General features: G+C 68.9%; 14 protein-coding genes and 17 tRNA genes. 2 read left to right on the forward strand and 29 right to left on the reverse strand.

Features of this window, described 5'->3' with window-relative positions; genetic code table 11:
- Together HUW62_RS02180 and HUW62_RS02185 are read right to left on the reverse strand one after the other, a co-directional pair.
- A partial coding sequence (locus HUW62_RS02180) for a tetratricopeptide repeat protein (RefSeq protein WP_368670324.1) occupies positions 1–2,855 on the reverse strand: 2,855 nt, incomplete at its 3' end.
- 1,101 nt (positions 2,856–3,956) lie between these two features.
- Positions 3,957–5,171 carry a polysaccharide deacetylase family protein gene (locus tag HUW62_RS02185; protein ID WP_176433433.1) on the reverse strand — a complete coding sequence of 405 codons (1,215 nt, stop codon included), beginning with the start codon at positions 5,169–5,171 and terminating at the stop codon, positions 3,957–3,959.
- Positions 5,172–5,384: 213 nt separating this feature from the next.
- On the opposite strand from HUW62_RS02185, the gene HUW62_RS02190 reads away from it, so the two are divergent.
- Complete coding sequence (locus tag HUW62_RS02190) at positions 5,385–5,957, forward strand: hypothetical protein (protein WP_163868180.1); 573 nt, start codon at positions 5,385–5,387, stop codon at positions 5,955–5,957.
- A 278-nt stretch (positions 5,958–6,235) separates the two neighbouring features.
- Positions 6,236–10,339, forward strand: a complete 4,104-nt coding sequence (locus HUW62_RS02195) for a CARDB domain-containing protein (RefSeq protein WP_176433434.1) — start codon at positions 6,236–6,238, stop codon at positions 10,337–10,339.
- A gap of 65 nt (positions 10,340–10,404) precedes the next feature.
- Here the strand turns inward: HUW62_RS02195 and HUW62_RS02200 are convergent, their stop codons facing one another.
- The 27 genes from HUW62_RS02200 to HUW62_RS02330 form a co-directional block, all read right to left on the reverse strand.
- Positions 10,405–13,224, reverse strand: coding sequence for an AAA family ATPase (locus tag HUW62_RS02200; protein ID WP_163868178.1), 2,820 nt, complete (start codon positions 13,222–13,224; stop codon positions 10,405–10,407).
- Positions 13,225–13,440: 216 nt separating this feature from the next.
- Positions 13,441–13,525 (reverse strand) — tRNA-Ser (locus HUW62_RS02205).
- Positions 13,526–13,733: 208 nt separating this feature from the next.
- Positions 13,734–14,276, reverse strand: coding sequence for an HNH endonuclease (locus tag HUW62_RS02210; RefSeq protein WP_141646017.1), 543 nt, complete (start codon positions 14,274–14,276; stop codon positions 13,734–13,736).
- A gap of 20 nt (positions 14,277–14,296) precedes the next feature.
- Positions 14,297–14,370: transfer RNA gene (locus HUW62_RS02215), tRNA-Leu, on the reverse strand.
- Between the two features lie 55 nt (positions 14,371–14,425).
- Positions 14,426–14,499: transfer RNA gene (locus HUW62_RS02220), tRNA-Leu, on the reverse strand.
- 100 nt (positions 14,500–14,599) lie between these two features.
- Positions 14,600–14,670: transfer RNA gene (locus HUW62_RS02225), tRNA-Met, on the reverse strand.
- Between the two features lie 20 nt (positions 14,671–14,690).
- Positions 14,691–14,765, reverse strand: a tRNA-Arg gene (locus tag HUW62_RS02230).
- Between the two features lie 23 nt (positions 14,766–14,788).
- Positions 14,789–14,862, reverse strand: a tRNA-Arg gene (locus tag HUW62_RS02235).
- A gap of 6 nt (positions 14,863–14,868) precedes the next feature.
- Positions 14,869–14,940: transfer RNA gene (locus HUW62_RS02240), tRNA-Ala, on the reverse strand.
- A gap of 26 nt (positions 14,941–14,966) precedes the next feature.
- Positions 14,967–15,040: transfer RNA gene (locus HUW62_RS02245), tRNA-Thr, on the reverse strand.
- 99 nt (positions 15,041–15,139) lie between these two features.
- Positions 15,140–15,212 (reverse strand) — tRNA-Phe (locus HUW62_RS02250).
- Positions 15,213–15,222: 10 nt separating this feature from the next.
- Positions 15,223–15,292, reverse strand: a tRNA-Cys gene (locus HUW62_RS02255).
- 18 nt (positions 15,293–15,310) lie between these two features.
- Positions 15,311–15,382: transfer RNA gene (locus tag HUW62_RS02260), tRNA-Asn, on the reverse strand.
- A gap of 19 nt (positions 15,383–15,401) precedes the next feature.
- Positions 15,402–15,473, reverse strand: a tRNA-Gln gene (locus HUW62_RS02265).
- A gap of 19 nt (positions 15,474–15,492) precedes the next feature.
- A tRNA-Gly gene (locus HUW62_RS02270) sits at positions 15,493–15,563 on the reverse strand.
- Positions 15,564–15,580: 17 nt separating this feature from the next.
- Positions 15,581–15,651: transfer RNA gene (locus HUW62_RS02275), tRNA-Lys, on the reverse strand.
- 79 nt (positions 15,652–15,730) lie between these two features.
- Positions 15,731–15,801: transfer RNA gene (locus HUW62_RS02280), tRNA-His, on the reverse strand.
- A 7-nt stretch (positions 15,802–15,808) separates the two neighbouring features.
- Positions 15,809–15,879 (reverse strand) — tRNA-Ile (locus HUW62_RS02285).
- Between the two features lie 49 nt (positions 15,880–15,928).
- Positions 15,929–16,014: transfer RNA gene (locus tag HUW62_RS02290), tRNA-Tyr, on the reverse strand.
- 92 nt (positions 16,015–16,106) lie between these two features.
- Positions 16,107–16,265 carry a hypothetical protein gene (locus tag HUW62_RS02295; protein WP_176433435.1) on the reverse strand — a complete coding sequence of 53 codons (159 nt, stop codon included), beginning with the start codon at positions 16,263–16,265 and terminating at the stop codon, positions 16,107–16,109.
- A 61-nt stretch (positions 16,266–16,326) separates the two neighbouring features.
- Positions 16,327–17,220 (reverse strand): nucleoside hydrolase, encoded by an 894-nt coding sequence (locus tag HUW62_RS02300; protein WP_176433436.1) that lies wholly within the window; start codon positions 17,218–17,220, stop codon positions 16,327–16,329.
- A 48-nt stretch (positions 17,221–17,268) separates the two neighbouring features.
- A complete protein-coding gene (locus HUW62_RS02305; protein WP_176433437.1) occupies positions 17,269–17,850 on the reverse strand; it encodes a ThiF family adenylyltransferase in 582 nt (193 codons plus the stop codon).
- Positions 17,851–17,859: 9 nt separating this feature from the next.
- Positions 17,860–18,108, reverse strand: coding sequence for a hypothetical protein (locus tag HUW62_RS02310; RefSeq protein WP_163868174.1), 249 nt, complete (start codon positions 18,106–18,108; stop codon positions 17,860–17,862).
- 198 nt (positions 18,109–18,306) lie between these two features.
- A complete protein-coding gene (locus tag HUW62_RS02315) occupies positions 18,307–19,608 on the reverse strand; it encodes a S8 family peptidase (protein ID WP_176433438.1) in 1,302 nt (433 codons plus the stop codon).
- 140 nt (positions 19,609–19,748) lie between these two features.
- Complete coding sequence (locus HUW62_RS02320) at positions 19,749–20,858, reverse strand: hypothetical protein (protein WP_176433439.1); 1,110 nt, start codon at positions 20,856–20,858, stop codon at positions 19,749–19,751.
- Positions 20,859–20,965: 107 nt separating this feature from the next.
- Complete coding sequence (locus HUW62_RS02325; protein ID WP_176433440.1) at positions 20,966–22,318, reverse strand: hypothetical protein; 1,353 nt, start codon at positions 22,316–22,318, stop codon at positions 20,966–20,968.
- Positions 22,319–22,356: 38 nt separating this feature from the next.
- Positions 22,357–23,385 (reverse strand): hypothetical protein, encoded by a 1,029-nt coding sequence (locus HUW62_RS02330; RefSeq protein ID WP_176433441.1) that lies wholly within the window; start codon positions 23,383–23,385, stop codon positions 22,357–22,359.
- Positions 23,386–23,609: the final 224 nt, after the last annotated feature.

Genomic DNA, 23,609 nt, shown 5'->3' on the forward strand with positions numbered 1-23,609 from the left:
CAGGGGGGCGGGGTGGTGCGCCCGCTCATCCACGTCTTGACGCGCTGGGCTTCGGTGGACCAGCCGGCGGGCTCCGCGCCGTAGAAGCCCAGGGCCTGCTGGGCGAGGGCGCGTGCGCGGGAGACCTCGTTGGAGGGCAGGGCGCGGGCCAGGGCGAAGCGGGTGGCCGCGAGTCCATCTCCCGGGCCGGGCGCGGCGGTGCGCAAGGTCAGCGCGCGCTCCAGGGTGGCGCGAGCCTCGCGCGGCTTGCCCAGGGCGAGCTGGGCGAGTCCAAGCGTGGTGAGCGGCGTGGCCTGGTCGGGATGCCCCTTCTGGAAGGTCTCGTAGGCTTTCGTGCTGCGCAGGGCCAGGTCCACCGCGTCGCGGGTGCGGCCCTCGCTCAGGGCCAGCTCCGCCAGCAGCGCCCAATCCGATGCGGTCTCCGGATGCGCGGGGCCGTGCGTCTGGAGGTCCAGCGCCAGGGCGCGTTCGCGAAGCTTCCGCGCGTCGGCATAGCGGCGGAGCGGTTCCAATGCGCTGGCGAGATTGTTGAGGGGATAGCTGAGCGTGGCGCTGTTCGCACCCATCGCCCGCTCCTCCAGCGCGATGGCCTGCTCGAGGAAGGGGATGGCCTCCTCGAAGCGGCGGCTGACGGTCAGGTGGTAGCCCACCGCGTTGGCGGCCATCGCCGTCTGGGGATGGTCGGGCCCCATGACCTCCTTCGTCGTCTCCAGCACGCGGCGCAGCAGGCGGGCGGTGTGCTCCGTCTCGGGCGTGCGGGAGAGGGAGGCGGCCTGATTGCGCAGGGACTCGAGCGTGAGCAGGTGCACGGCACCGTGGGCCTGCTCTCGCAGCGTCGCGGAGCGGCCGAAGGCCTCGGCGGCCTGCGCGTACTGGCCCCGGAGGAAGGCGTTGCGCGCGAGGCTCGTCTGGAGCAGGGCCTCCAGGTCCGGGGTGCCACCCGCGCGCTCGATGCAGGACTTCGCCTGCGCGATGCTCCACTCCTCCAACGCGGGCGTCTGGGACAGGGTGGTGACCAGTCGCGCGGCGGCGCGTGCGGCCACCTCGTCGTGGCGCGTGGCCTGCGCGGTGAGCAGGGCCTCGCGCAGTGCCGTCTGCGCGCGCGCCTCATCGCCGAGCACCAGTCCGAGCCGGCCTTCCAGCTCCAGGGCCTCCGCGAGAACGGGGCGGTAGTCGAGCGCGCGAGCCTGCTCCAGTGTCGCCTTCAGCTCCCCGTTGGCCTGCTCATAGCGACCGGCGTCCACCAGCGCGGTGGTGCGGTCCAGGCTGGCGCGGATCTTCTCCACGCGCTGGCGCTGCTCGGGAGACTCGGGGAGCCCCATGCGCAGCGCGTCCACGTTCGCGCAGTCGGCGACGGAGGGCAGGCGCTGGGCCGCGTCCAGCGAGGTGGTGAGGGACTCCGCGTCGGTCTGCGCGAGCACGCCCACCACGGCATCCAGCGTGGAGCGACGGCGCTCCAGGCAGGCCATGCGCAGCGACAGCACGGCGTCCGACTGATGGCCGTGCACACGCGTGGCCTCGCAGGCCTCCTGGTGCATACCGGCCCACTCCTGGGCGAAGGTGTCCAGGCTCTGGGCCACGCGGGAGAAGAACTCGGGGGCCTGGGGTTTGTTCGTGGCGGCGAAGGCCCGGCTCACGGTGTCCTTGCGCGAGGCATCCCAGATGCCAGCCAGTCGAGCCTCGGGGCGCAGACACGGGGCGTGGCGACGGTTGCCCATCCACCAGGTGACGCCCATGAAGCCGTAGATGAGGAGGAATCCGGCGGCCAGGATGCTCCGGCGTCGCCACGCAACGGACGAGTCCTTGCCGAGCTCCGTCAGCAGGGCCTCCATGGAGGGGTAGCGCGCGTCGGGCGTGGGCGAGAGGCCTCGGGTGACGGCGCGGAACAGCCAGGCGGGGACGCGGCTGCCGCGCGGGGGCTGGCGCACGCGGTTTGCGAGGGACTCCTGGAGGTAGGCGGTGGCTTGTTTCCCTTCGAAGGGGAGCTGGCCGTAGAGGGCTTCGTAGAGCGAGGCGCAGAAGCTGAACTGGTCGCCGCGCGCATCGGTGCGGCCGTCCTCGTGTTGCTCGGGCGGCATGTACGCGGGGGTGCCCATGACGAGGCCGGCCTCGGTGAGGGGCGATTCGAGCAGGTCCTCCTCGCGCAGCGCGAGTCGTGAGGGGGTGGTGGGACGCCCTTCCTCCATGGCGTCCTGGTCCGTGGTGTTGCGTGCGAGGCCGAAGTCCGTCACCTGGGCGCGGCCGTCCCGGTTGACGAGCACGTTGGCGGGCTTGAAGTCGCGGTGGACGAGTCCGGCGGCGTGGGCGGCGGCGAGTCCTTGGCCCGCCTGAAGGAAGAGGTCGAGGACCTCGCGCCAGGAGCGATGTTCGGCGCGAAGCCAGTGACGGAGGGACAGGCCCTCGACGAGCTCCATGGTGATGAAGACGCGACCGGCGAAGGTGCCCGCGTCGTAGACGGAGACGACGTTGGGGTGGGAGAGGCGGGCCATGGCCTGGGCTTCGCGCAGCAGGCGAGAGGCGCCGTCGGTGCGGACCACGGTGTTGGCGTCCGGGTGGAGCAGCTTGATGGCCACGCGACGATGGAGGTCCGGGTCATAGGCGCTGTAGACGACGCCCATTCCGCCGGAGCCCAGCTTGTCGAGGATGTGGTAGCGCCCCACCGAGGCGCGCGATGCAGTCTCCCTCGCCTCGCCCTTGCGAGCGGCGCCATCGTCGGGATGACGTGAGCGCCCCTGTGCACCCTGCGCGGGAGGAGGGACACGCACGCTGGAGCCCAGCGGAGGGGCGGGAGGAGGAGCAGCCCAGGTGCCCTCGCCCGCGGGTGGTTGTGGCGGAGGCGCAATCAGGGTGCCCACGTCAGCGGGAGGCCCGCGTGAGCCCGCGGCGCCGGCCGATGCAGAGGAAGGCGAGGACTGTGGCGGCTGGATGCGCGAGCTCGCACCGATGGATGACGATGGTTGAGGCGCGGGATGTGGGGATGCGCTCGCGGGTGGCTGTACGCGCGAACTCGCTCCGCTGGATGGTGCGGGCGGAGCTGGTGGTGAGGTCGTGCTGGGACGCGCCTCGGGTGTCTTGATGCGTGGGCTCGCCGCACCGGACGAAGCCGCCGAGGCTGGTGTGCTCGCACCGGACGAAGGCTGGGCCGGTGCGCCCGACTTGCCCGCCGCGCTCGCGGAAGGTTGCGGAGTGGCCGCGCGCGAACGTGCCCCAACATCCGGTTGAGCCCGCGATGCGGATGCTCCCGCGCCAGACATGGGTTGCTGCGCGCCTGCTTCACCTGGACGACGTGGCAGAGGCGCAATCAGTGTTCCGGCATCCGGAGGCGCCTCCTCCGTCAACTCACTCGAACCGTCCGCGCGCAGCCTCGACTCCAATGCCGCATGGAGGTCGGGGTCCAACAGGGTAGGGGCCCTGGGGCTCGAAGTCAGCGGGCGCGCAAAGGCGTCCGTGTGCGGCTCTGCCTCCGCGGAGACCGCGGGCGCACCGGGATTGTGTGAGGTCTGCGGAGGCGCCTTGGCCGATGCTGAGCTGTCATTGGAAGCGCGCGCGGACTTGGCGGTCCGGACGGGCTCGGTGGGCAACTCGAGGTCCAACGCATCGCCCAGCAGCGTGGGGCGCGGGATGGCCAGGTCCGTGGCCCCGTCTTGCACGAGTGTGATTCGACGAGCGGCCGTGCCAGGCGGCGTCACACGGGTCAGGAGCGCCGCGCACTGACGGCAGCCCTCCGCGTGGCGCCGAAGACGCTGTGCCTCCACGGCGGAGAGCATTCCGGTGGCCAGCGCCCGCGCGGTCTTCTCGTCGAAGCAGGACACGAACCGGGATGTTCCACCACGTGACAGGTTTCTGAGAAGGGGGCCCCGTCAAGAAGCCCGCCAGGTATTGACCTGGGCCCGCAAGTGTTCAGCTGGATATGGCGCGGCGAAGCGGAATCCCTCTCCGCCCCGCCTCGAATCCCTTCACCTGGGAACGAGCGAGATGTCGTCCAGGTACACTGCCGCCTGGTCATCCCCGGAGTCGTCCTGGAAGTACAGGTCGCGCAGCGTGCCCGACGTCGCGCCCATCGCATCGAACGACAGCGTCACCTTCCGCCACTCGCCGGCGACCAGCGGTCCGCCCAGGGCCTCATCCAGCCGCATCGTCCCGAGCACATCGGTGCCGTCATGCAATACGACGCGCACCGACTGTCCCCCGGCGGTGCCGCCATGGACCCACAGCTCCAGGGACTGGTACCCCGCGACCTCCACACCCGAGTGATGCAGGAGCACCCCCGCCCACGTGTCCGGCTCGAAGCGGATGGAGGCCGAGCCCGCGTGGACGATGCCCGTCTCTTCGAGCGAGTGCTCCGCCCAGCTCCAATCCGCGAAACCGCTCTCCAATGCGTCGCCATAGATGGACACGCCCGAGGACGGGTCCGGCTCGGTGCGGCCGTCCATCAGCGCCAGGCCCTGGGACAGCGTCACGGTGCGCGCGCCGCGCGTCTGGATGTAGTTCAGGATGGTCGTGAAGTTCGACGTCCGGTACTGCGTGTCGCGCGTCGGCGTGCCGTCCACGAACTCGTGGAACACGAGGATGAGCCAGCTCTTCTCCACGAGCGCCTGGTCAATCCAGCCGCGCACCGTGCTCACCGGCACGTTGCGAGCCACGTCGTTGCCCCGCAGCTCGTAGACGAGGGTGTCGCGGAAGTTGCGCCCGGCGTTCACCGTGCGGCTGCTGCCGTAATGCTGCCGGATGGCCGCGAGCACGTTGGCGTCATAGAGCCCATAGGGGATGACGAAGTCGGGCACCGACGTCAGCCCCAGGTTCGTCACCAGCCAGTCCCGCGAGTCCCCGAGCTCCGACTCCAGCTCGGGCGCGGACAGCGTGGTCAGGTCCGGATGGGTCAGCGTGTGGCTGGCGATGCCGTTGCCCTCGGCGACCAGTGTCTGCGCTTGCGCGATGCTCATGTAACCACCCCAGCCCTGCGCGAGCGCCTGGGTGATGAGGGCATACGTAGCGGGGATGTTCCTCGCGTTGAGCGCGGGCCGGGCCTTCGTGTACTGCGTGGACCATCCGTCATCCAACGTGATGGTGACCATGCCCTGTTCGAAAGGCTGGGCGGCGAACGCGGATGCATGGAGCGTCCCCAGCAGCAGCGTGGCAATGAATGGCAACTTCCGGAACCGCTCAATCATGGACATCCCCCGCGCGCCTCTGGAGGCGCGGGGCAAGGCGATAGCAGAGGCGGTGCCGCCGAGCAACCGAGCGGGCGCGCAGGAGTCGTGTGGCCTGGTGAGCGGGTGTCCCATGGAGCCACCGGTGGACGTCGCCAGGGATTCGGGATGGAGGCGGTGGTGTTCGTAGAAGCCGTTGCACCCATCACAACGTCTTTTGAAAGGACACGTCACATGAGGAAGTTCGCCGCGCTCGTAGGTCTGCTGGGCGTCCTGGGAGTCCTGCCAGCGCATGCCGCCGAGCTGAAGGACGTGTTCGGAAAGGAAGTCCCCATCGGGAAGGGGCGTCCCACCGTGGTGCTGTATGCCAACAAGGGCACCCGGGAGGAGCTGAAGGAGCACGCCTACAAGTTCGTGTACGACGTCCGAGCGGTCAAACCCATCGTCGTGGTCCGCGTGGACCTGCGTGACGTCCCGGGTCTCTTCAAGGGCATGGCGAAGGGCGAGATTCGCAAGAGCCACGCGGAGTCGCTCGACCTCATGCGAGACCTCTTCCAGCGGCACGGCGAGTCGCCGCCCCCTGAACTCGACTCCTCGCTCTTCATGGTCGCCGACAGCAAGGGCGAGCCTCACCAGTCGGTGGGCCTGAAGAAGGGCTTCAAGACTGTCTATGCGCAGGTGCTGGACCCCGCGGGGCACGAGCTGGCGCGAGGCCCCTTCCCCCAGAGCGCGGGGACGCTCGGCAGGGCCGTGGCCGTCTCGCCCACCGCGCCCGCGCCCGCGCGCCTGGCCGGCGTGGTCCGCTGAGACCCGCTTGAAACATCGGTGGATGTGACATGCGTCTCGCGACACATTTGGAAACATTCAGGTGTCGACATCGCCCCGTTTGTTTCATGGAACCTCAAGCTCCGAGAGTCGGCTGGGGTTTGCTGGAGTCTTTTCAGACTTCATGAGGCTTCCCTGGGAGCAATACCTCCCAGGCACTTCGGTACTTTCAGTCTTCCTGCTACGCACTTAGGGCGCGTGCCTGGAGTCCGACCCGGCGTCCGCCGTGTCGCTCCGCATGCCATGCAACGGGAGACTTCATGAAGAGGCTGGAGTGGAGCGCGACCGCCACGAGGTGGCTGGTCATGGGCTTGTTTGTCGGTGTGGGCACGGGCTGTTCGGGTGGAGAGCCCGCACAGGAGCAACCCGCACTGGAGACGGCGTCGAGTTCCCTGAACCCGGGGCCCGACCTGGTGGTGACGGACGTCCGAGGCCCCGCGAGTGTCATCTCGGGGAGTTCGTTCACCACGACGGTGACGGTCTGCAACCAGGGCACGGCCCCCGCGTACCGGGGCTCCCGCGTGGCGGTGCTGCTGTCCGTGGACAACGTACTGTCCCCGCTGACGACGATGCCTCCTCCGACGGACCAGTCCCTGGCGGGCCAGGAGACGCTCCAGGTGGACCTGTCGGCCGGCCAGTGCTCGGACGTCCGCGTGCCCGGTACGTCCTGGTTGCCTCCCGCGGCGCAGGGTGACGGTGCCTATTTCCTGGGCGCCATCGTCGACGCGAACCAGTCCGTGGCGGAGCTGAACGAGAACAACAACACCCATGCGCAGACGCGCATCGGCGTGGGCAACCGGCCGGACCTCGTCATCACCGAGCTGTCGAGCCCTCCCAGCGTGCCGCAGGGCGGGTACTTCACCGTGGCGGTGACGGTGTGCAACCAGGGCACCGTGAGCGTCCCCTCGGTCCGCACGCAGCTCTTCCTGTCGACCGACAACGTGCTGACGCCGTCCGGCCCGGGCGCTCCTCCCACGGACCAGGCGCCGATTGGCGAGGTGCAGACCCAGACGACGCTGAACGCGGGCGCCTGTGTCCGCCGCACTGTCTCGGTCTACGCGATGCAACCGCCCGCGTCGCCGGGCCCCGGGGCGTTCTACCTGGGCGCCATCGTCGATGACCCGGCGTCGGTGCAGGAGCTGCGGGAGGACAACAACGCCTATGCGAAGGACCTCATCGGCGTGGGCAACCGCTCCGACCTCATCATCACCGAGCTGCGCGGTCCCGCCAGTGTGTCGGATGGTCAGAACTTCGAGGTCCAGGCGCGCGTCTGCAACCAGGGGACGACCTATGCCAATGCGACGTCCGTGCGGCTCCTGCTGTCGCTGGACACCGTGCTGACGCAGATGGGCCCGGGAGCGCCTCCCACGGACCAGCGGGACGTGGGCATGGTGCAGGTCCCCCTGTTGAACCCGGGGCAGTGCGTGACGCGCTCCGGTTCCGCCCAGGCCTGGCTGCCTCCCGCGGGCGTCAGCCCCGGTGCCTTCTACCTGGGGGGCATCGTGGACGACGGGAACTCCGTGCAGGAGCTGCGCGAGGACAACAACACCTATGCGAAGGACCTCATCGGCGTGGGCAACCGTCCGGACCTCATCGTCACCGCGTTGACGTCGCCGGCGAGCCTGAGCTCGGGACAGTCCGCTCCGTTCAGCGTGACGGTCTGCAACCAGGGCACGGCGCAGAGCACCTCGGCGATGGCCCAGCTGTACCTCTCCATCGACGCGACGGTGACGCCCATGGGGCCCATGGGGCCTCCTCCGGGTGACCAGTCGCCGATGGGCTACATCATGATTCCGGGGCTGGCTCCCGGTCAGTGCGCGACGCGCGGAGAGAACCTCTGGGCTTCGCCTCCGCCGTTCCCCACGGACGCCACCGCGTTCTATCTGGCGGCCATCGTGGACGACCCCAGCTCCGTGCAGGAGTTGCGCGAGGACAACAACGTCTTCGTGAAGGGGCTCGTCGGCATGGGCAACCGGCCGGACCTCATCGTCACGGACGTGAACGTTCCGCCGACCCTGTCGCCCGGTCAGTCCTTCACCGCGTCGGTGACGGTGTGCAACCAGGGCACGACCAGCAGCTCCTCGACGAACGCGCAGCTCTACCTGTCGATGGACACGACGCTGACGCCGATGTCCCCCGGCCCTGGCCCTGGCGGACCCCCGCCGACGGACCAGGCTCCGTTGGGAATGATTGGCCTGCCCTCGCTGAGCCCGGGGCAGTGTGCGACTCGCAGCACGAGTGCCTGGGTGAACTTCCCCATGGATGGGCAGGGAGAAGGGGCCTACTACGTGGGGGCCATCGCGGACGAGCCGGCCTCCGTGCAGGAGCTTCGCGAGGACAACAATGCCTTCGTGAAGGGACTCGTCGGCGTGGGCAGCCGTGCGGACCTCATCATCACCGCGATGACCGGGCCCGCGAGTTTCAACTCCAGCCAGTCCTTCGCCGCGACGGTGACGTTCTGCAACCAGGGCCTCCAGTCCAGCCCCTCGACGCAGGCGCAGCTCTACCTGTCGACGGACACGACGCTGACGCCGATGGCGGCTGGCCCTGGCGGTCCGCCGTTGGACCAGGTGCCGCTGGGCTCCATGCCCGTGCCCGCGCTGAATGCCGGAGCGTGCCTGACGCGCAGTGGCATGTTCGCTGGGAGTCCTCCGCCGCCGGATGGGACGGGGGATGGCGCGTACTATCTGGCGGCCATCGTGGATGACCCGAGCTCCGTGCAGGAGCTGCGCGAGGACAACAACGTCTTCGTGAATGGCCTCATCGGCGTGGGCAACCGGCCGGACCTTGTCGTCACGGCGCTGAACGTGCCGCAAGTCCTTCAGAATGGTCAGTCCTTCACCGCCGCCGTGACGGTGTGCAACCAGGGCACCACCAGCAGCTACTCGACGCAGGCGCAAATCTACGTGTCGACGGACACCGTGTTGACGCCGATGCCGTACGGGCCCGGCGGCTCCCCGGCCACGGACCAGTCTCCGGCGGGATACGTCCCCTTGCCGTCGCTGAATCCGGGGCAGTGCGCGACGCGCTCGACGACGGCCTGGGCCGGGCTGCCGCCCGACGCGCAGGGGAACGACGGGGCGTACTACGTGGGCGCCATCGTCGATGACCCGGCCAGCGTGCAGGAGCTTCGTGAGGACAACAACAGCTTCGTGAAGGGTCCCATCGGCATTGGCAATCGGCCGGACCTCGTCATCACCGCGATGACCGCGCCCACGAGCGCGTCCATCAGCCAGCCGTTCACCGCCGGCGTGACGGTGTGCAACCAGGGCACCACCCCCAGCACCTCGACGCAGGCGCGCCTCCTCCTGTCGGTGGACGCGGTCCTGTCGCCGATGTCAGGGCCCGGCTATCCCGCGGGAGACCAGACCGAGGTCGCGAACGTGAGCATCCCTTCGCTGACGGTGGGGCAGTGCGCGACGCGCTCGGTGAGTGCCACCGCGTGGCTGCCGCCGGACGCGCAGGGCGACGGGGCGTACTACCTGGGCGCCATCGTCGATGACCCGGCGTCGGTGCAGGAGCTGCGCGAGGACAACAACAGCTTCGTGAAGGGGCTCATCGGCGTGGGCAGCCGCGCGGACCTGGTCATCACCGCGATGACCTCGCCCACGAGCGTGACGCAGGGACAGTCCTTCAGCACGACGGTGACGGTGTGCAACCAGGGGACCCAGTCCAGCGCCGCCACGTACGTCGACGTGGTCCTGTCGCTGGACGATGTGCTCTCCCTGTCGACGTCGCCGACGGTGGCGGACCAGGTGATGATTGGCTCGGTGTCCGTGCCGTCCCTGCTCGCGGCCCAGTGCATCTCGCGCAGCACGACCGCCAACGCGTACGTGCCGCCCGGTGGTCAGGGGACCGCCTTTTTCCTGGGCGCGCTCGTCGACTCGAGCGGCGGGGTGCAGGAGCTTCGCGAGGACAACAACACCTTCGTGAAGGGGCTCATCGGAGTGGGGACGAGGCCGGACCTCGTCGTCACCTCGCTCACGGGGCCTGCTTCCATCCTCCAGGGGAACACCTTCTCCTCGACGGTGCGCGTGTGCAACCAGGGTACGCAGGCAAGCCCCCCGGCCTGGGTGTCGCTCTACTCGTCCCTCGACGCGAACCTCTCCCCGGAGCCCTCCATGCCGGGCCCTGGCGGCAACGCCAACTCGGACCAGCGTGAGCTGGGGGGCGTGAATGTCATCGCCCTGAACCCGGGTGACTGCATCACGCAGACGCTGAACGTGTCGGCGTGGTTGCCGATGGATGCGATGGGGCAGGGCGGCGCCTACTTCCTGGGCGCCTACGTGGACCCGTACCAGTCGCTGACGGAGCTGCGCGAGGACAACAACTCCCGCGCCATCGCGCTCCAAATCAACCAGTAGCGCGCTGATGTCTTGACGAGGGGACGGGGCGGGATGGCCCGTCCCCTCACTGTTTTCCCGACGGCTCAGCTCCCCAGCGGGGGCTCCGACGGCGGGCGCGAAATCCACGCGGCGATGAACACGTCCAGCTCGCCGCGCAGCACGTCCTTCACGCGAGGAGTCCCGGCGCCGGTGCGAGGGTCCTCCACCCGCGCGCTGCGGCCCAGGTAGTAGCGCCGCACCTCGTCCGTGCTTCCGCCCTGTCCGGCCACCACGCGAGCGGCGATGTCCTTCAGCTCATCCAATTCGCCCGCGCCCGTGAGCGTCAGCACCCGGCCGGTGGACTCGTCCTTCACCGTCACCTCGGTGCGCACGCGCTGGAGATAGGTGCCCTCATGGCTCTTCACGGGCCGGCCCAGCACCTCCAGCAGCTCCAGCTCCTCCTCCGAGAGAGCGCCGCCCCGGTGCACGCGGACATAGGCGCGCTGGCGCTTCTCGTCCTCCAGCCGTCGGTGCATGCCCGCCTCGCCCGCGAGGAAGCCGTAGGCTCCGGGGCCGGCGATGCGCACCACGACGCGGGCCGGCTCGTCGGCTTCCGCCACCGCTACCGCCTCGTAGCCGCGCCGCTGCGCCCAGCCCAGGTACATGGTGGCCAATTCCTGCACCCACGCCTCCTGTGTCTCCGCCGAGTCGCTCGCGCAGATGTCCACCAGCGCTTCATTGTCCAGGGTGGTGGAGCCGGAGGCGTGGAGCGCCTCCGCCATCTGTACCTCGCGCGCGACGTCTTCAACCTGCCGGGCCGCGGAGGCGAGCTGCACCTCGTTCTTCGCCTCGCGCACCAGGCGCCGCCCGAAGAGACACGCGGCCTCCAGTCGCTCCATCTCGTTGAGGTGGGCCTCGACTGTCCGGAAGGCCCGGATGACATCCGCCGCGTGCGTGGGGTCGTCCCAGAGGTTGGGCGCCTGCGTCTCCGTCAGCAGGGACGTGCGGCGCTCCTCCATCTCCGGCCGCCCAGCGGAGGCCGCCAGCGAGCGGGCCTTGCCCACCAGCCGGTCCATCTCCACCAGCAGCGACTTGCGGTCCAGCCGCCGCTTCACCGGCGTCGCCCGTGCGGACGGCAACAGCAGCTGCGCGGTGGGCGAGGGCAGTGGCGCGGCGGGCTCGGCCACCGCGATGACCCTGCCTCCGGGGCGTGCTTCCACGCGCACGGGGGTGCCAGGGGGCAGGGGCTTGCGGGCAATCTCCACGGCCAGCGCCGCGGTGAGCGTCTTCTCGATTTCCCGCTGGAGGTAGCGCGCGCCGAACTGGGGCGAGTAGCCGCGCTCCACCAGCCGGTCGACGACCTCGGGCGTCACCTCCACGTCCAGGGAGCGCGCGCGGATGCCCTCTCGCTCCAGCACGCGGCCGACCTCGCGCTGCGCGATTTTGCGGATGTCCACCTTGGACAGGGGCTGGAAGTGACAGATGGCGTCGAAGCGGTTGAGGAACTCGGGGCGGAAGGCCTCGCCGATGCGGCGGTCGACCTCCGACACCATCTCGTCCGCGCGCTTGGTGCCCGCGAAGCCCATGGCGGGCTCCCGGTACACCTCCGCGCCCACGTTGGACGTGGCGACGATGAGCGTGTTGTTGCACGAGACGACCTCGCCCGCGCCGTTGACGAAGGTGCCCTCGTCGAAGAGCTGGAGGAAGCGGTCGTGCACGCTGCGCGCGGCCTTCTCGAACTCGTCGAGCAGCAGCACGGAGAACACCTTGCCGTCCAGGAGCGCGCTCAGCTCTCCGCGACGCGTCTCCAGCGCCGGGGCCCAGGACGCGCCGAAGGGCACGCTCTCGTCACCGTCGTTGGGGTAGTCCGCCATGTTCAGGCGCACCAGCCTGTCCGCCGAGCCGAAGAGGTACTCCGCCAGCAGCTTCGCGAGCTGCGTCTTTCCCACGCCCGTGGGACCCGCGAACAGGAACACGCCCAGCGGCCGGCGCGGGTCGTTCAGCCCCGCCTTGAGCAGCGCCACCGAGCGGAGCACCGCGCCCACCGCGTCCGTCTGGCCGAGCAGCCGCTCCCCGAAGAAGCGCTCCGTCTCCTCCAGGTCCAACGGCATCGCGTCGTCCACCACGAAGCGCGGCAGGCGCGTGGCGGAACAGAATCGGGTGAGCACGTCCTCGGGACCGACATGGTCCTTGGCCGCGCTCGCGGCCTCCGCCGCCGTCTCCTTCAAGAGCTCGATGGCCTTGCGCGGCATGCGCTGCGCCAGCAGGAACTTGGACGACAGCCGCAGGGCCAAATCGCACGCGGCCGGGTCGATGGGCAGGCGCAGCTCGCGCTCCAGCTCCTCCGCCACCCGGCCCAGTATCCAGCGCGCCTTCTCCAGCGGGGGCTCGTGCAGGGGGAGCAGGTGCAGCCGCTCCGCCAGCGCCTCGTCGGAGCGCAGCAGCTCCTGCACGCGCTTGGGCTCCGTCTCGAAGATGAAGCGCAGTCCCCCGGTGCGCAGCGCGCGCACGGCCACGGGGGCCAGGGGCCCGCCCAGCGCCGCTGGCAAATCCCGGATGTAGACGATGGGACAAGGGTGCCGCGCCAGGTGGGCCAGCAGCTCCTCGAAGCTCTCCGCGGCCTGGCGCTGGGTGCTTCGCGCGAGGATGTTGGCGACGGACACCTCGACCAGACGCGACTGCGTCAGCTCCGCGTCCACGCGCCCTTCTGCGATGCGGCGCGCCACCTCCTGCACGAGCGCGCTCTTGCCCACGCCGGGGTCTCCCGCCAGCAGCGGGTGTTTGCCACCGCGCGTCAGCAGGCCCAGAACCTCCGTCACCGCGGCGTCCACGCCATGCGCGGCCGGCAGCCGACCCTCTCGGGCCAACGCGGTCAGGTCCCGGTCGATGAGTCGCTCCTGGTCCTCGCTCTTCCTCGTCGCCATGTGTCGTCAGCCGCCCCCTCGCCGGAGCACGCACTCTAACCGCTGAACCGTCGAGGTGAGCGCGCAATCCCGGCGGGCGGCCGGAATCCCCTGGCCCGAGGCCGGAGGGAAGCGGAAGTCGGAGGACTCGAACCTCAAGCCGGAAGGCCGGCTCGCACCCGGTAGCAGCGGGGCCTGGCGCCATCGCCAGTCCAACTTCCAAACATGTGAAGCGAGCGGAACACGGTGGAGTCGAACCACGAGCCCCGAAGGGCTCTCCTGGTTTCCAGCCAGGCGGCCGGCCACCCGGCCCGCATGCTCCAAGTCACAGCGGAAGACAGGGGACTCGAACCCCGAGCGCGTCATGCACCCGCACCGTTTTCGAAACGGGCCGCCGGCCTCCAGCGTCGGTCTTCCAGAAAAGTCGCCGGCAGCAGCGCACCCGCCTGCCGGCTCGCGGGGAGGTCCATGGGCGGGAGGCCGCCTCTGGCGGACCTCCTCATCCCCTCCAGGCGCACCGTCCTGGGACCTCAAGCCTCCAACTCGCCATGCCAGTACGCCACGTCTCTGAGGAACTTGGCCCACGACATGGGCATGCCCTGCTCGAAGACGAACGTCAGGTGCATCGCGTCCGGCAGCTTCTTGGGCTTCACCGGGGCGCAGCGCAGCGCCATCTTCGCGTGCTCCGGAGTCCGGTTGCCCTTCCTCTGGTTGCAGGGCACACACGCGATGACGACGTTGTCCCAGGACGTCCGGCCACCCTGGGCCCGAGGCAGGACGTGGTCATACGTCGCCTCAGCGCGAGACACCTTGAGGCCGCAGTACTGGCAGCGGCAGCGGTCTCGCAGGTAGACGTTCTCCCGGCTGAACTTCACGCCCTTGGGGCCCTTGCGCAGCCCGCGGAAGAAACGAATGACGGAGGGCATGCGGATCTCCACCGTCACCGAGCGCACGAAGCGGTCCTCGTACTCCTCGACCACCTCGACCTTGCCCTGGAAGATGAGCATCACCGCGCGCTGCCAGGGAATCCGCGCGACGGGCTCGAAGGACTGACTGAGAACCAGCGTCTCCATGACGCAACGCCTTTCGGTTGTATCCGCGGCGAGAGTCGAACTCGCACTGTGCCGGGTTTGAGCCGGCGGCCTCTCCCGTTTGGGCTACGCGGACGGACTTCGGGATGTCCTGCTGACTTGCGACTGCGGGCTACGGACTGCGACGACAGTGCCGGTGGCGGGAGTCGAACCCGCATCCTCCAGGTTCTCGACCTGGCACCTCTACCCATTGGGCTACACCGGCAAGACCACGGAAATACGAGTGCACGCCCCGGGGATCGAACCCGGCGAAAACGGTGTGTGGGACCGTCGCCGTCTCCAGCTGGCTCGGCGTGCATGAAGAGTTGCGGAGCAGGGAGTCGAACCCTGGAGGCCAGGCTTATGAGGCCCGGTGAGGCACCAGCCTCTCCCCGCAGAAAAAACGTGAAACGTGTGTGCTCCCGGCAGGATTCGAACCTGCGACCTCGCGCTTAGGACGCGCCTGCTCTGAATCCACTGAGCTACGGAAGCGGAATGGCTTTGGCTGAAGCGAGTGCCCCTGGCAGGGATTGAACCTGCGACCTCACGGTTCGGAACCGTGCGCTCTCATCCACTGAGCTACAAGGGCATGAAGTGGATCCGCCGGGACTCGAACCCGGAACCCCTCGGGTGCAAACCGAGTGCTCTCCCATTGAGCCACGAACCCATGTGACGACTGCGTGTTGCGTGAAGTGCCCCCGGTCGGGTTCGAACCGACAACCCCCGGTTTACGAAACCGGTGCTGCTACCAGTTGAGCTACAGGGGCGAAACGAGCAGGCCGCCAGGGAGTTGAACCCCGCGCGCTCGGATTTGGAGTCCAAGCTGCTCCCGGAGCGCGGCCTATGAAGTGAAACGTGCTGCGAAGTGCCGACCCTCGGAATCGAACCGAGTCCTCCCGCTCTTCAGACGGGCGCGCGGACCACCTACGCCAGGTCGGCAATGAAAGTGAGGCCAATACGGGAGTCGAACCCGTCCCAAACGGTTTTGCAGACCGTTGCCACCCCGGGCGGAACTGGCCAGTTGCGTCTGTTGCAAGCTCCCCGGGAGGGACTCGAACCCCCAACTTCGCGGTTAACAGCCGCGCGCTCTGCCATTGAGCTACCGGGGAATGTGCTGCGTGAAGAGAGAACCGGAGGCAGGAATCGCACCTGCGCCTGCGGAGTCAGAATCCGCCATCCTGCTGATTAGACGACTCCGGTATGGAAGTGACACATGTGAAGCGGGTGACGGGATTCGAACCCGTGTCGACGGTATGGGAAACCGCCATCCTGCCGCTGGACGACACCCGCGTTGCTGCTGCTTCGAGTACCTCCGGAGGGATTCGAACCCTCGCCGTCCGCTTAAGAGGCGGATGCTCTACCAATGAGCTACGGAGGCATTTTGCCGCCACCCCTGTGTGAGCAGGCGGCGTGCATTCACCACGACGATTCAGTTGTCAGAGAGCTGGGACTGTCAGGTTGACCGGAGGGAATCGAACCCTCTTCCCCGGGGTCACATCCCGGTGGCTCACCAATCGCCTTCGGCCAACATGGAGTCGGGGTACCCGGAGTCGAACCGGGATCACCCGCTTATCAAGCGAGTGCTCTGCCTTTGAGCTATACCCCTGGAAAATTACGTCTGGGTTTGGATGATGCAGCCCTGCTCGTGCGGAGCATGGGGACGCTGGGAGTTGAACCCAGCAGGCCCTGTCGGGCTCGGGCTCTACAGGCCCGCGCGTCTGCCGTAACGCTCTACGTCCCCTGGATTGGAGGCCCGAAAGCCGAAAGGCCGGGTCCCCTGGATGGGAGCCCGGCCTCTGCGTGGCTTGGCGCGTCAGTGACGAAGCGCGAGCGTCAGCAGGGTACGGGCGGATGGCCGTGAAGGTGGCTGAATCCCACGTTGCGAATCGAGCCTGTGCTCGAGAAGGAGCAGGAGGCGGCGTCGAACTGGGACCAGAGGTTGTGTCGATAGCTGCGCTTCGTCTCGTTCGACTGCATCTTCGCCGTTGTCATGTCACCGCTCCTTTCTGGGGGAATCTACGGCGGTTGATTTTCATCCCTGACAGCGCCGCGATTAATTTGTCGCGGCGTCGATTCCCACGAAGGTTCGGAAGAAGCGCTCGGGGTCCAGGGCCACCGAGATGAACGTCCGGGTGCCTTGCGCCAGCTCGGCTCCCCACTCTCCGCGCTCGCGCACCATCTCTACTTCCGCCCAGGTGACGATTCCCGGGTCGATGGCCGCGCATGCGGCGATGGGGTCGTGCAGGAGCTTTCCTTCGGGCCGCTGTGCCAGGTAGCGCTCCATGGCCTCGAAGATGAGCGCCAGCCCGGGCGTCGCCGAGGCGTAGGGCCTCATCCGCTCGTGGAAGGCGCCGTCATAGGCCAGTCCATGGGTGACGTTCTTGGACACCAGCTCGCGTCGACCCACTCGGTCCGAGGAGAGGGCCAGCAGCGCGCCCTTGGGGTCTCCGTTGAAGTTGAAGGTCGGGCAGGTGCGCCGGCCCTCGAACTTGGGCAGCCGGTGCTCCGGAGGGACCACGTTGTCACCCGCGAAGCCGCCCTGTGCCACCCAACGACGCAGGTGGAGGTCCGGATGGTGCTCCAGGAGCAGCCGCAGATTCTGGAGCGGCGCGCCCGTCACCAGTGTCGCCTCGGGAAATCGCCCGAGCGCGAGTGCCAGCACCTCGTGCGCCAGGGCATCCGGCGCGGCGGGAGGCAGGGGGCCCAGCCACTTCGTATGGAAAGCCGAGAGGCTCTCCTTCTCCGCTGCTGGATTGCGCGCGCCGACGGGTATGTCACTCCGGCCGGCACGCGCGAGCAGGTGTCTCACCATTCCCACCTGAGCGAGTGTGCCCGGCGTCACGGTCACCGCCCTCAGGGTGACGGCGGGGTGCGTGGCCAACAGGCAGAGCGTGAGCGCGTCGTCGGGGTCGCTCGTCTCCATGTCGAAGAGGATGTCCAGGGCCATGGGAGGCTCCGCGTGGGGCGTGGGGTGTGACGTCTTGGTCAAATCACGTCAGTGACTCGAGGTGGGGACGACGGAGGAGAGGTTCACGAGTGCGTCCCGCCTGATGCCCTGCTTGACGAAGTCCTGCACGCAGCGGGCGAGGGTGGCGGCCAGCAGGCCCAGGAGAGGCAGGTGCGCGCCGCCCTCGCAGGTGGCCTGCCCGGCGGTGTCCTCGGCATCCGGGACGAAGCGCTCGTCCCAGCGGACAAGGCCAAAAGTCCCGTCCGCGCTCACCGCGCCGTGCACCAGGGGCTTACCTGCTCTCCGGGCGAAATCGCCGAGGAGCTGGCGGCTGTCCTGGTTGTCGAAGCAGTCCACCAGCAGGTCCGCGCCGCCACACAGGGCCGCCACGTTGTCGCGGGTGACTCGCACGCCGAAGGACTCCGACTTCACGCCGTGCAGGTTGAGGAGCTGGAGCTTGAGGGCCTCGGCCTTGTTCTTCCCGACAGAGGGCTTCACGTAGGCCTGGGCGAGCAGGTTCTTGGACTCCACCCGGTCGAAGTCGATGAAGACCAGGGTGGCCTCCAGGTTGCGGCACAGGACGGCCGCCTGGGAGCCGATGGCGCCCACACCGCAGAAGAGGATGCGCATGGCTTCTCCTCAGCGGGCGCCGAAGGGCACCTTGGGGCGCAGGTAGATGCGCTCGTCGCCACGCGCACCCCGGAACCGGTCCACGACGAAGTGCTGGAAGACGTCGTCGCGCAGGTGCGCCAGGTGCAGGCCGGGCACTCCGCCCGCGCGAATCAGCTCCGCGGCGATGCGGCGCACGTCGGAGTCCGACACCGGCCGGTCCAGCTCCACCGGCACGTCCGCGGACATGCCGTCATAGGTGATGTTCAGGGTCGCCATGGTCGTCTCGCGCCTCCTCGCGCGTGCCAGGGGCCGCGAAAAGGGCGGCCGGCCAGGCACCTCGCGGGACGGGAGCGCGCGGGGCGTCCTGACTCGGCGCAAGGGGCGCCCGTGAAAAGACGAAGGCCGGGCTCCGTCGTGCTGACGGAGTCCGGCCCTCGGGGGCCGCGAGGGGGAGGGGTCCTCGCGGCCGGACGCTTACTTCGAACTTTCGCCGCTCACCGGTGCTGGCGACGTCTCGGGCTCGGTGCTCACGGTGGGCAGCACCGGCACGGCGCCGATGAAGCCCGAGTACGCCATCCGGTTGGGGGTGCACTCACCGGGGCTTCGCACCTTGTCGAGCGTGGCGTTTTCGAACAGCGCGCTGGCGACGATGGCGGGCGTGGAGTCGGGATTCAGCTCCAGCCAGAGCGCGGCCACGCCCGTCACGTGGGGCGCGGACATGGAGGTGCCGCTCAGCTCGCGCGACTCCTGGTCTCCGTAGTGCCAGGCCGAGGTGATTCTGTTGCCGGGCGCGAAGACATCCACGCAGTCGCCGTAGTTGGAGAAGGGCGTGCGCTTGTCGCTGGTGTCGGTGGCGGCCACGGTGATGGCCTCCTCCGTCCGGGCCGGAGAGTGCCTGCAGGCATCGCCGGACTCGTTGCCCGCGGCGAGCACGTAGGTGACGCCCGAGGCGATGGAGCGGCGGACTGCTTCGTCGATGGCCGGGTCGGAATCTCCACCCAGGCTCATGTTCGCCACGGCCGGGGACTGGTGGTTCTTCGTCACCCAGTCGATGCCCGCGATGACCTGGGCCGTGGAGCCCGAGCCGTTGCACGCGAGCACGCGGACGGAGTGCACGGTGGCGTTCTTGGCCAGCCCATACGTGCTGCCCGCCGCCGTGCCCGCCACGTGCGTGCCGTGGCCATGGCAATCATTGCCCTTCATGCTGTCGCCAATGGCGTCGAACCCGACAGAGGCCCTGCCGCCGAACTCGCGGTGCGAGAAGCGCACGCCGGTGTCGAGGATGTAGACATGCACCCCCAGCCCGGTGGCGTTGTACATGTAGAGCTTGTCGAGCGGCAGCGTGCGCTGGTCCACGCGGTCGATGCCCCAGGTGGGGCTCGGCTGGCTCTCGCGGATGGACATCACCCCGTTCTCCTGGACGTAGGCGACCCTGGGGTCCTCCGCGAGGGCGCGCGCCTGGTCCTCGCTCATCCTGCTGGCGAAGCCGCGCAGTGCATGCTCGTACACCGCGAACGCGGCGCCACCGTACTGCTCCGTGAGGGCCTGGGTGGCCTGGGTGACGGCGAGCGGCTGCAGCCCCGGCTCGGGCGTCTTGAGCACCACCACGTACTCGCCCGGTATCTTCTTGCTGACGGTGAGGAACTTCCCCGTCGGAGGCGCGCGGAGCGCGGCGGAGGCCGACGGGTCCTTGCAGACGGGCCGGCTGCTCGAGCAGGCCCCCAGCATCGCCAGTCCACTCATGGCCAGGGTCAGCGTGGTCATCCGTCGATTCATGTCTCATCCCCCTGCAATGGGTTACGCGGAATGATACGAATCGACTTTAAATTCGGCTTAATCCTGATTTAGCCCTCAGGGATGAGACAGCGGTTCGTCATTGAACGTCCGGGGTGTGCGCCGACATGCGGGGGCATTGCCTACCAGGGGCGAGCGTTGGCCCCCCACCAATACAGGGCGGTTTCGAGCGGGTGCATGTGTGGCTTTTCGAGCATGGGTCGGATGCCCATTTCTCGTGCGGCATTGAGCAGGTCCTGGTGCCAGGCGCGGTGCTCTGGAGAGAGGCGGGTGGCGGCGATGGCCAGGGCGCTCGCGCCCACGGAGTAGCCGCCGTGCAGCAACGGGCCGCTCGCGGCATCCTGGCGGCCGTTCACGCCTCGGGGCCACTCCCGACAGGCGGCGAAGGGAAGCAGTTCTCCGCCCGGGCGGTCGCAGTAGCCCTTCACCAGCGCAGTGGTGAAGGTGGCGGCGGAGGAGTGCGAGCCCATGGCGAGGAAGGCGCCCGTCCACGCCAGCGTGGTGCCTCGAGGAGTGGGCTCGACGAGCCGGCCCTTGGCGTTCATCTTGGTGGGAAAGCCCGAGGGCAGGGCGGCGAGTTCCACCAGTCGGGCCGTGAGGCGCTCTCCCATCGCGAGTGACTCGGCGTTGCCGCGCAGCCTCCCGTGCAACAGCAGGCCCGCGGCGGCGGGAGCGCTGTCACAGGGCCAGACGGACTTGCCGAAGGAAGGCAGCAGGAGTTGCTTCGAGAGGGCCTCCACGAGCCGCGCGGCCAGGGCATCGAACAGTGCGGTGGACGCCGCGTCGGCCAGGCTCGCGCGCTCCATGCCCGCGAGCATCAACAACACATAACCCCGGTAGAGCACGCTGTGCGGCAGGTGATGCTTCTCCACGAGCGCGGCGCCATCGGAGAGGAAGGGCGCGCGGCCCTTCGTCAGCGCGTTGTCGAGCAGGGCCTTCACGCGCCGGGGCGTCTCGGGTGGAGCGCCGCCATCCAGTGACAACTGGACCAGGAGGAAGGACAAGTGCGCGGCGCACAGGAGCTGGGCCTCGGAGAATCGCCGGCTCGCATCGCCCAGGAGCTGGGGCTCGCAGCCGCGTCCGAGGATGCGCTGTTCCAGCGCCTGGAGCGCCTGGCCCGAGGGGACGTTCAGGTCGGGCGAGGACGAGTGAGAAGGAGTCTCGGCGGCGCCAGGGCTCGCGGTCAGCAGGGCCAGCAGCGGAGGCAGGGCTCGGAGGAAGGAGCGAGGCATGGGCGGCCCGGAGGACAGCACGCCCCCCGGGCCCAGGTCATCGAGTCGGGCTCACCGGTCGCCAGTCCGAGGGGAGTGGTCGCTCCCACGGGGTGGACGGCGGAGGCTCACGGCGTGTCGCGCTGGGCCTTGAGGTCCTTGAAGTGCCCCTCTCGCTCCAGGCGCCAGAGGTCCTCGTCCGTGACGAAGGGCTGGCCGAGCAGCTCGCGCGCCCGCTTCACCTTCGCGAGCAGCAGCGGGTCCGTCACGGCCGTGCTGTTCTCTCGCGTCGGGCGGGGTGGGGGCCGCATCACGGAGAAGGTCCCGCGCGCGGGGTGTCCATCCACGGTGGTGCCTTCCAGCAGATAGGTGATTTGCCTCACGTCCGCCTCGGTCCGGGTGTCCAATGCGACGGAGACGTCCACGCCCCGGCCTTCGGGAAGGGAGTCCACGCCCAGGCTCACCTCCTCGGTGTCCTCGGGCAGGGGCGGGGCATCGGGCTCTGGCGCTCGCGCGCGCAGCGCGGTGACACGCTCCAGCCTCACCGAGCCCTTCCACCGGTGGGACAGGCGGAAGGTCTGTCGGACCACGCCCTCGGCGTCCTCCACGGGGAAGCGCGGTATCCCCGCCGCGAGCACGGTGACGACGCCCTTCTTGTCGAAGTTCTCGAACGTGTTGTCGAGGAGCTGGAGCGAGGAGCGGCCCGTCACCTTCTTGCCCGTGGCGTCGAACACGTCCACCCGCACCATGTGCTGGCTGTACATGGAAGGAGGCTGGGTGACGTCGGGGCTCACGGTCTGTGTCACCATGGGCGTGCTCGTCGTCACCGTGTGCCGGTCATCGAAGGTCCAGACGAAGCGCACGGGCGTGAAGGGTGCCCGTGAAGCGGTGTCCTGGCGAGGTGGCTCGAGGATGCGAGCGAGGAACTCGAAGTCCTCCTCGGTGTTGGGGGCTCGCCGGGAGAAGACCTCGACCAGGCGCTCGGGCTCGCAGTCCTTCACGGTGTAGCGGGGCACCTGCACGGTGGTGGCGACGTTGTCCTTGCCGAACACCGTCACGGTGGGCAGCTCGTACGTCCCATCCGGCTCACGCCAGACGCGCAGGGGAACGCGCATGCCGATGCCCGCGCCGACGGTGGTGTGGAGATAGGCGTCATTGCCATCCGGTGAATGAGCCCTGACGCTGATGAGATTGTCTTCGCCGGAGCAGACCTCCCGCTTCTCCACCGTCACGCTGTCGATGATGGGGGCGGGAGCACGCTCCGGAGCGGGGCGAACGGCGCTAACCATCCCCGTGGGCAGGATGGGGGCCGTGCGCGCGGACGCCGCTGGAGGGCGTGAGGCCTCCACGGCGAGCGGAATGGCTTCGGGATGCGCGGGCGACTCCAGGGAGAGGAGCCCGCCGGCCACCAGCGCCGCGATTCCGAGACCGAGCATGAGGGTGAGGCGTCGGCGCCACCAGGGCGGTTCCGAGGGATTCATCCGGGGCTCCTGTCGATTGATTCAGCGGGAGGGGGTGCTCACTGCCAGCAGCCGTAGACGTTGCCGCCGGAGTTCCACTGGAGCTGGTGCGAGTAGTCGCTGGCCCACAGGGTGGTGGTGGAGGGGTGCACGCTCCAGCCGCCGATGCGGTCCGGGCTGATGGAGGTGGCGGTGGTGGCGGGGTCGTCACGCACGCCCTTCCAGATGCCGCCGGTGCTCACGTCACAGCGATTGGCTGACATGCAGTTGGCCACCTGGTTGCCGGCGTTGGTGCATACGTTGGAGAAGGGACAGAGGACCGTCAGCGCGGCTTTCTCGAACCAGCCGAGCGACGACTTGCACTGGCCATGCACGCCCCAGTGGATGGTGTTGGCCGCGTTGGCGACGACTTCGTGCGGATAGGTGTGCGTGGTGACAATGCCTCTGCCCGCGTAGTTGTGGGCGTAGGCGAGAAAGCTGGAGCACATCATCCCGTTGTTGGCCGCGTTGCCGGGAATCTGGTGCGTCGACTCCACGTCTCTGTACTGGAACAACGAATACGGCACGCGCGCCCCGTTCCACAGGGGTCGGTCGATGAGCTGGCTGCCGTCGGCGCGGGACACGTCACTGATATAGGGGTGGTTGAACCAGAGGCTGTCCGCGATGCGCGCCGCGCCCACCGCGTCTCCCAATTGCCACGCGGTCCAGTCCGGCCCGTGGCCATTCGCGTCGTAGAGATAATGATAGATGCCGCCCTGATTGATCTGCTCCAGCCCCGGGTAGCCGTTCTGGAGTTGGCCGGCCTTGAGCGGTGTTCCGCAGACAGTGGGCAACGAGTGCTGTTCCGGGTCCTTCATGGTGGCGTGGGTGACGCCTCCTGTCGCGCCATGCGAGAGCATGGAGTGCGTGCGGAACTCGCCAATGGCATCAATCACATTGCGGATGGGGCCGTCATCACTCCGACTGAACACCACCGCGCCGTTGGGGGCGTTCCAGCCCGCGGCGGTGTAGCCGCACTCGGACGCGGCGGCGGGGAGGGTGGTTCCCAGCGCGGATAGGGCCAGACAGCCTGCGAGGACTCGACGCATCAGTGACTCCCGAACATGCGACGCTCCCGTGGGCCGGCCCCTGTGATGACCCAGGCGTGGCTCGGGGAGAGGTCCGTGGGAGCGGCTTCACCGATGCCTGGGAGCGAGCACGGTAGGCACGGTGCCTCGGCATTCCAGGCCGGACCCGGAGGGCAGTGTGACAGGGGACACGCGCTCGGCCCCTCGGGGCGGTGAGGACGTTGGATGGTCCACGGAGACCCCGC

The sequence above is a fragment of the Myxococcus sp. AM011 genome, assembly GCF_013372595.1.
GTDB classification, from domain to species: Bacteria; Myxococcota; Myxococcia; order Myxococcales; family Myxococcaceae; genus Myxococcus; species Myxococcus eversor.

Excerpts from the sequence above, each read along its gene's own strand:
- HUW62_RS02210 (WP_141646017.1), bottom strand. The coding sequence starts at position 14,276 with ATGGAGACGCTGGTTCTCAGTCAGTCCTTCGAGCCCGTCGCGCGGATT.
- HUW62_RS02195 (WP_176433434.1), top strand. The coding sequence starts at position 6,236 with ATGAAGAGGCTGGAGTGGAGCGCGACCGCCACGAGGTGGCTGGTCATG.
- HUW62_RS02320 (WP_176433439.1), bottom strand. The coding sequence starts at position 20,858 with ATGCCTCGCTCCTTCCTCCGAGCCCTGCCTCCGCTGCTGGCCCTGCTG.
- HUW62_RS02330 (WP_176433441.1), bottom strand. The coding sequence starts at position 23,385 with ATGCGTCGAGTCCTCGCAGGCTGTCTGGCCCTATCCGCGCTGGGAACC.
- HUW62_RS02300 (WP_176433436.1), bottom strand. The coding sequence starts at position 17,220 with ATGGCCCTGGACATCCTCTTCGACATGGAGACGAGCGACCCCGACGAC.
- HUW62_RS02295 (WP_176433435.1), bottom strand. The coding sequence starts at position 16,265 with ATGACAACGGCGAAGATGCAGTCGAACGAGACGAAGCGCAGCTATCGA.
- HUW62_RS02190 (WP_163868180.1), top strand. The coding sequence starts at position 5,385 with ATGAGGAAGTTCGCCGCGCTCGTAGGTCTGCTGGGCGTCCTGGGAGTC.
- HUW62_RS02200 (WP_163868178.1), bottom strand. The coding sequence starts at position 13,224 with ATGGCGACGAGGAAGAGCGAGGACCAGGAGCGACTCATCGACCGGGAC.
- HUW62_RS02325 (WP_176433440.1), bottom strand. The coding sequence starts at position 22,318 with ATGAATCCCTCGGAACCGCCCTGGTGGCGCCGACGCCTCACCCTCATG.
- HUW62_RS02310 (WP_163868174.1), bottom strand. The coding sequence starts at position 18,108 with ATGGCGACCCTGAACATCACCTATGACGGCATGTCCGCGGACGTGCCG.
- HUW62_RS02315 (WP_176433438.1), bottom strand. The coding sequence starts at position 19,608 with ATGAATCGACGGATGACCACGCTGACCCTGGCCATGAGTGGACTGGCG.
- HUW62_RS02185 (WP_176433433.1), bottom strand. The coding sequence starts at position 5,171 with ATGATTGAGCGGTTCCGGAAGTTGCCATTCATTGCCACGCTGCTGCTG.
- HUW62_RS02305 (WP_176433437.1), bottom strand. The coding sequence starts at position 17,850 with ATGCGCATCCTCTTCTGCGGTGTGGGCGCCATCGGCTCCCAGGCGGCC.